Consider the following 4,306-nt stretch of genomic DNA (forward strand, 5'->3'; position numbering starts at 1 on the left):
GCTGGACAAACCCAATCGTCGCTGCACGCATTGGTGAAATTTGGACTGGAGCTGATGCGGATCTTTCATCCAGGATCGCTGACGCTGGGGCAGCAAAAACTGCTGTTAATTAAATTCTCTCAATACACACTGGTTGGATTTGCCGGATTCTACGGCTGGCTACTGTGGCGCGGCATTCGCAAAAAAGAGTACGCGCACACTGACTTGATTGAAGACATGGGTTGGGTGACGCTGGTGCTGCTGCTATTTGCAACGCCGTGGCTGATGCCGTGGTATGCCTCGGTGCTGATCACGATCGCCGCTCTAATTCCTAGAGCACAGCTATTTGGACTGACTAGCCTTATGTTTGGGCTGTCGAGCAGTGCCCAGTATGCGCTGCATGGACACGACGCGCTTAAGGGTCTGGTCGCGATCGGGATTCCCTTGGTGAGTTTAGCGATCGCCGCATTGATGCAAGTACCGCGATCGCTGAACGCGCCTGATGCTGAGGCAGTGCAGTCGTAAGCGCTAGACGATCGAATTCTACGGTAGACTCTGAGCATTAACGCACACAGAATCCGCTCTGCTTGTACTCGTTAGTAAAACACTTTCTATGGCAACGTTTTTGCAGCAGGCAAGAGATGCCGCGCAACAGCAGAATTGGGCGCGGCTGGTTCACTGCTTAGAGCAAGCGCTCAATCCGGAGGCGTTGTCCTCGGATGCGTCTGACCCAGAGGCGATCGCGCTGGCGCTCCAAGCGCTCGAATTTGGTGACTTTCATGCCCAGTGGGACGCTGCCAAGCTGTTTTCCAATTTTGGACAAGCCGCGATCGCGCCCCTGATTGCGCTGATGCAGAACGAAGATGCGGCTTTAGAGTCGCGCTGGTTTGCCGTGCGGATTCTGGGTGAGTGCAGCCATCCTACGGCAATTCGGGCGCTGATTGATCTGCTGCAAACGTCAGATGATGACGATTTGAGCGCAATGGCGGCGACGGCTCTGGCAACGCTGGGAGACTCTGCGATCGCTGCCCTCAGCGAGCTATTGGGCGATGCTAGCATTCGTCCGCTTGCCGTACAAGCTTTGACGCAAATTCGCCGCTCCGAAACGATCGCGCCGCTGCTGACCGTAGTAGACGATGCAGACCCCAGCGTGCGGGCGTTGGCGATCGATGCGCTGAGTAGCTTCCACGATCGCCGCGTGCCGCCAGTTCTAGCGCAGGCGCTAACCGACAAATCGGCGGCGGTGCGGCGATCGGCGGTGGTTGGGTTAGGGGTTCGCGCCGATCTCGCTGCCGAGTTAGAGTTGGTGCCGCTGCTCTCCGATCGCCTGCGGGATCTAAATTTGGATGTCTGCCAGCAAGCCGCGATCGCGTTAGGACGCTTAGGAACCGATGATGCCGCGACGTCGCTATTTAACGTACTGAAGCCCCACACGCCGCTGCCGCTGCAATTAGAGAGCATCCGGGCGCTCGGCTGGATCGGCAGCGCGATCGCGCTCGACTATCTGGATCAAGTCCTGTCCACGATCGAGCATACAGTCAGCGATGCTGAAGTCAGGCGTTCCATGTATCAGGAAATCATCACCGTGCTGGGACGCTGGACGGACCCCTTGCTCAAGCCGCACGCCGCTAAGATTCTACTGGGGCTGTTAGACGCTGAGCCAGTGACAACCGCGTCTAGCCTCAAATCGCCGATCGCGCTGGCGCTGGGACAGTTGGGACAGCCACCCGCCTTGGACCCGTTGATTGGTCTGCTTGCTGAAGCGGATGTTGGCGTGCGGCTGCACGCGATCGCAGCGCTAAAAACGCTGGACGCCCGCCTCGCCCTTCAGCGACTGGAGCGTCTTGCAGTTGAGGAAACTGTGCCAGTGGAGCTACAGCAGGGCGTGGCGATCGCGCTTCAGGAATGGGGACAGTAGCCCGAACGCCGCTTTTACTTGTTTAGGACTGACGCATTTTGACTAAAACCTCGGAGGTTTAAGCCCCTAGATTGGTCACATTGCCTGATTGGTTGAAACCTCCGAGGTTTTAGTCAGTCCTATTGGCATTCAGTTGGCGCGATCGTGCCATAGAACCGCTGCGTCGCCCCTGTCAGACGATCGCTTATTCGCGTTGCTCGCGTGCGCGTCGCCGCGTCAAGATGCTCATGACTTCTCCAGAAGTTGGGGCGGGTAGCAGTTTGCTCCATGTACCGACTTCGGCAAAGCCGCGTCGATGTAGCTCATGAACCGTTTCGCGCACGCCGTTGGGACTGCTGATAACCAGAACGTGCACCTCTTCCCATGAGTCAGAAGGGGCACGATCGGGCAAGGGCGCACCGGGGTCGTTTGGCGGAAACGCAGACAGTAAGGCATCTAGCATGGTGGGATCTCCTGTAGTTTGTTGGGTAGGAAATCCCAAAAACTCAGCCACCCCACGACACAAGGAAGCAAGGTGGCTGAAGAGGATGCTAAGATCCGCCTTTAGCCACCGTGACTGCTAGTACCAGTCTCGGAGGTTAGCTACCCTTTGCTGTGACCAGCAGCGCTGGGTAGCGTTGACTGAATTTTTGGGAATACGGGTTGCACATGAGAGAACACACCTGCAACCTTAGTTTGTGAGGATAGCGGTAGTGCGGCTGTTCCGTCAATCCCTTGGCTAGAGAGATTGCGCTTCTGTGGAGGAACCGTAACGTCGTACAGACTTTTAGTCACGTCGTTGGGTTGGGTGCGATCGTCCCAGAGGCAAAGTACACTTACACCATTTATCGCGTGCACGAACTCTCTGTATAAGTGGAAACTAGACTGAAAGTTGCCGGATAAAATCCATATAGCGAATATCATCAAGCAAGTTGCAGAATAATCTGCCATAGCGCGATGTTATCGTGCGAAATGCCGAATAATGTCCCTGAGCGGTTGAATACCCTGAAAGTTTCAGTCTAATGAATAGTTAGCCCTCTAGGTTATCTTGACGGGCGTAGCTGAAAGACATCAGTTAGGAAAGTGTTCTCAATAGTTCGGGTTTACTATTTCTGCGTTACTCTGGAGAAAAACTACATCTGGAATTAATTCTCTTTAGAAATGCCTACAGTAGCCTCAAACCTTATTCTTACTTTTGTTCCACATTTGTGGGATTACGTTGATCGATTTGCTAAGTGGTATGGTCCGCCATTTACAGGAAGTCATGCATTATCCCAAGGTTTAAAGACTATAACGGGGCATCGAGAAAAATTCAGAACCCTTGCGGAGCGTGCAACGCTGCTAATTCCTGAACTTGCTGAAGAACGTCAACTGCTTGATGAGCGAGGATACTCAGATTTAGCTAAAGCGAAAGAATTTACAGCCATCATTGAGTCTTTAATTTGTGAACTTTGTTCTTGCTTAGATGGCTTACGGAATACGGTGCATGCAATTTACAAGGATGTACGAAGTGTCCAGAATGAATCTACTGAGAAGATGTTTAGTAGAGCAGCAGGGGATAAATATGGTGATGGATTTCCGCTGGAGATCAATGATCTTCTAAAATCTGCCTACAAAGATTGGTTCCTAGATTTACGCTGCCTTCGTTCTGAATTAACACACAGAACAGTGGGAGTTTGTACGATGCAAGATGATTTTCGCATTTCTTACATGCATTACGGGCTTAGACCTAAATCAGGAGAGCATGTCTTCATTATTGAAAATATTGTTGATTGGATAAATGCCCATGAGAACCATGTGAATTCTTTGCTAAACGCAATCTGCAAGTTTTGGTTTGACCAGCTTGAGCCACGTGAGGTCATCGAAATTTGTGGGTTTAATCAAGGTAGGGCAATTATTAGGGCAGTTGAAATAACTGAACCTATTAACCACGATTCAGGCTTATGTCTATTTCGCCATGCTTTTGAGGAAGAGCCAGAATGGACTTGTCCCCTTCGAGACTCTTGTGCAGCATATAATCGAGTAGGTGGTGATTCACGCGCAGTTCTCGCAAGATTGACTTCGGGTTCTGAGCGCGAGGGCTAACAATTCAAATGCAGGCGGACGGTTGAAAGTTGTTGGTGCTGAGTTCAAAGTTACCTGCCGCCGCTGATTTGAGCCGTTAGACTGCCGCTTCACCGATCGTATCTGCGGCTCTAACTTGCTATTAAAATAATTCTGGCTGTAGGGATTCAGAAGTCTCGCACTCCGAAGGGAAACATCTTCTTACGGTCGATATAATTGTTAAGGGCGAGTGGGCTTCACAGTGCGCGAGTGGGTTTCGCAGTGCCTTGCAATTATGAGCCTCATGAATGAATCAGTATTTTGCAACAGTGGCGCGGGGGCTAGAAACGCTAGCAGCGCAGGAGTTAGAGCAATTGGGTGCCGATG

At 51.9% G+C, this 4,306-nt stretch carries 4 protein-coding genes and 1 pseudogene; 3 read left to right on the forward strand and 2 right to left on the reverse strand.

Annotated elements, in window-relative coordinates:
* Positions 1-504: pseudogene (locus tag H6F43_RS02205) on the forward strand (hypothetical protein); the annotation flags it as partial.
* Between the two features lie 88 nt (positions 505-592).
* Positions 593-1,897, forward strand: a complete 1,305-nt coding sequence (locus H6F43_RS02210) for a HEAT repeat domain-containing protein (protein WP_190340380.1) — start codon at positions 593-595, stop codon at positions 1,895-1,897.
* Between the two features lie 184 nt (positions 1,898-2,081).
* On the opposite strand, the gene H6F43_RS02215 is transcribed toward H6F43_RS02210, so the two are convergent.
* Together H6F43_RS02215 and H6F43_RS02220 are read right to left on the reverse strand one after the other, a co-directional pair.
* A complete protein-coding gene (locus H6F43_RS02215; RefSeq protein ID WP_190340381.1) occupies positions 2,082-2,339 on the reverse strand; it encodes a hypothetical protein in 258 nt (85 codons plus the stop codon).
* A gap of 140 nt (positions 2,340-2,479) precedes the next feature.
* A complete protein-coding gene (locus tag H6F43_RS02220; RefSeq protein WP_190340382.1) occupies positions 2,480-2,734 on the reverse strand; it encodes a hypothetical protein in 255 nt (84 codons plus the stop codon).
* A 303-nt stretch (positions 2,735-3,037) separates the two neighbouring features.
* On the opposite strand from H6F43_RS02220, the gene H6F43_RS02225 reads away from it, so the two are divergent.
* Complete coding sequence (locus tag H6F43_RS02225; protein WP_190340383.1) at positions 3,038-3,961, forward strand: hypothetical protein; 924 nt, start codon at positions 3,038-3,040, stop codon at positions 3,959-3,961.
* The last annotated feature ends 345 nt before the right edge of the window (positions 3,962-4,306 follow it).

Source organism: Leptolyngbya sp. FACHB-36 (genome assembly GCF_014695955.1).
In the GTDB taxonomy this organism is placed as follows: Bacteria; Cyanobacteriota; Cyanobacteriia; order Leptolyngbyales; family Leptolyngbyaceae; genus FACHB-36.

Coding starts and splice junctions, on each gene's coding strand:
- H6F43_RS02210 (WP_190340380.1), top strand. CDS start 593: ATGGCAACGTTTTTGCAGCAGGCAAGAGATGCCGCGCAACAGCAGAAT.
- H6F43_RS02215 (WP_190340381.1), bottom strand. CDS start 2,339: ATGCTAGATGCCTTACTGTCTGCGTTTCCGCCAAACGACCCCGGTGCG.
- H6F43_RS02225 (WP_190340383.1), top strand. CDS start 3,038: ATGCCTACAGTAGCCTCAAACCTTATTCTTACTTTTGTTCCACATTTG.